At 68.7% G+C, this 2321-nt stretch carries 2 protein-coding genes and 5 tRNA genes; all 7 read left to right on the top strand.

Features of this window, described 5'->3' with window-relative positions:
* Positions 1–189: 189 nt before the first annotated feature.
* The 7 genes from ACWGH4_RS34265 to ACWGH4_RS34235 all read left to right on the top strand — a co-directional run bounded on the left by ACWGH4_RS34265 (position 190) and on the right by ACWGH4_RS34235 (position 2238).
* Positions 190–876: a DUF4241 domain-containing protein gene (locus ACWGH4_RS34265; RefSeq protein WP_453467709.1), complete on the top strand. Its 687-nt coding sequence runs from the start codon at positions 190–192 to the stop codon at positions 874–876.
* A gap of 45 nt (positions 877–921) precedes the next feature.
* Positions 922–1644, top strand: a complete 723-nt coding sequence (locus ACWGH4_RS34260) for an HAD family hydrolase (RefSeq protein ID WP_453467707.1) — start codon at positions 922–924, stop codon at positions 1642–1644.
* Positions 1645–1734: 90 nt separating this feature from the next.
* Positions 1735–1806, top strand: a tRNA-Gln gene (locus ACWGH4_RS34255).
* 21 nt (positions 1807–1827) lie between these two features.
* A tRNA-Glu gene (locus tag ACWGH4_RS34250) sits at positions 1828–1900 on the top strand.
* Between the two features lie 87 nt (positions 1901–1987).
* A tRNA-Glu gene (locus ACWGH4_RS34245) sits at positions 1988–2060 on the top strand.
* 16 nt (positions 2061–2076) lie between these two features.
* Positions 2077–2148, top strand: a tRNA-Gln gene (locus tag ACWGH4_RS34240).
* Between the two features lie 17 nt (positions 2149–2165).
* A tRNA-Glu gene (locus ACWGH4_RS34235) sits at positions 2166–2238 on the top strand.
* Positions 2239–2321: the final 83 nt, after the last annotated feature.

Here is a 2321-nt window from a genome sequence, read left to right as displayed (position 1 = left end):
GCCTTGGATAAGGTGGGAATGCACAACCCCCTCGCCCGGATCCACGCGGCAGTGGCTACGCTCCCCGCTTATGTTTTAGTGTGCGGGGCGGGGGGGGGGGGGCCGGTGCACCCCCCCCGCCCCCTCGGCGTTGTCGGAGCGCACCACTAGGGTCGGTGGGATCCCGATCACCGCCCGCCGGAGGACCCCATGCCCATGCCCGCCCCCGACTTCTCCTGGCACTTCACACCGGGCAACCGGTTCGAGGAGGAGGGCGGACAGGCCGGCACGATGTCCGTGACGCCGGCCGGCGAGCTGTGGCTGCCCACGGGCAGGGTCGTGGCCTGCGACCCCTTCGTCTCGCTCGGCACCGGCGAGTCCGAGCCCTTCACCGCGGAGGTGCCGCCCGGGCGTTACCGCGTGGAGTGCGCCGTCGCCACGATCGCCGAACGCGACGAGGAACCCGCCGACGACGAGCCGCCGCACCTGCGGATCGCCGCCGCCCGCCTGCTGATCAAGGACACGGCGCCCGTCGCCTGGGAGATCGCCCACCAGGCCGGCCAGGACCCCGCCTCCCTCGCCGACGACGAGTTCTTCGCCTACGGCGTCGACGCCGGCACCGGCTGCTTCTACGACGCCGCCTGCGACGAGTCGTTCCCCGACTGCGTCGGCGACAAGGGCCCGCTCTGGGACGCCTTCGACGCCGGTGGGGACGCGGGCCTCGGCCCGCACACGATCACGGCCCCCGACACGGGCCACAACCTGATCGCCTTCATGTCCGGCTGGGGCGACGGCGCCTACCCGACCTGGGTCGGCCGGGACGCGGACGGCGATGTCACCTGCTTCGTCACCGACTTCTTCGTCGTCCCCTCGGAGGACGAGCGCGTCGCGGGGTGACGCGCGCCGTACCGGAGTCCGGCCCCGCCGCGTAATCTCGGCCCCATGCCGATCCGAGCCGTGCTCTGGGACATCGACGACACGATCTTCGACTACGCGAGCGCCGACCGCGTCGGCATGAGCAAGCACCTCGCGCACGAGGGCCTGCCCGAGGGGTACCAGAGCCTCGAGCAGGCCCTCGTCGCTTGGCGCGCGATCACCGACGTCCAGTGGGCCCGGTTCGCCGCGGGTGAGACCGACTTCCAGGGGCAGCGCCGCGACCGGGTGCGCACGTTCCTCGCAGCCCGGGACATGACCGACGCGGAAGCGGACGCCTGGTTCGGCCGGCATGTCAGGCACTACGAGGCGGCGTGGTCCCTCTTTCCCGACGCGGTGCCCGTTCTGGACCTGCTGGCCCATGACCATCGTCACGGGATTCTGTCGAATTCGAGCATCCACAACCAGGAGCGCAAGCTGCGGACGCTCGGCGTACGGGACCGTTTCGAGGCCGTCGTGTGCGCGGTGGAGATCGGGATCTCCAAGCCGGAGGCGGGGGCCTTCCTGGCCGCCTGTGAGGCCATGGAACTGGCTCCGCACGAGGTGGCGTACGTGGGGGACCAGCCGGACATCGACGCCCGGGGCGCCGTCGAGGCCGGACTCACCGGGATCTGGCTCGACCGCGCGGGGCTCGGCGGGCGTCCCGAACTGATCAGGATCACCGGTCTCGACGAGCTTCCGGGCCTGCTCCGCGCCGATACCCGTTTTGGAGCGCCGTCCACCTTCGGGTAATGTTCTTCCTGCGCCAAGGAGAGCGGGCCGAAAGCCCGGGAGCCGGAAGCGCAGACCGAACAAGACCCCCAGTCGGGGGTTGAGTTTTGGTGGCCTATGGTGTAATTGGCAGCACGACTGATTCTGGTTCAGTTAGTCTAGGTTCGAGTCCTGGTAGGCCAGCTCGCAGAGCTTATCTGCAAAGCCCCCGTTGTGTAGCGGCCTAGCACGCTGCCCTCTCAAGGCAGTAGCGCCGGTTCGAATCCGGTCGGGGGTACAGATCCTTCCCACGTGATCATCCGGGTCGCACCCGATGCTTCACGCGGTGACAACATCCGGCTATCGCCGGGTGAGGATCGCTAGGGCCCCCGTTGTGTAGCGGCCTAGCACGCCGCCCTCTCAAGGCGGTAGCGCCGGTTCGAATCCGGTCGGGGGTACTGGTCTAAACCACCATGGGCTATGGTGTAATTGGCAGCACGAGTGATTCTGGTTCATTTAGTCTAGGTTCGAGTCCTGGTAGCCCAGCGCGTCGCAGGATGCATGCCCCCGTTGTGTAGCGGCCTAGCACGCCGCCCTCTCAAGGCGGTAGCGCCGGTTCGAATCCGGTCGGGGGTACAGAGTCCGCAGGGGCCTTCCGAGCAGTCGGAAGGCCCCTCTCGTGTAGAGATATGACGCTGCCGACGAGTGCGGCATTGTAG

The sequence above is a fragment of the Streptomyces sp. NPDC054847 genome (assembly GCF_053610925.1).
The sequence above is the reverse complement of the archived record's forward strand: the minus strand, read 5'-3'. Positions and strand labels throughout refer to the sequence as shown.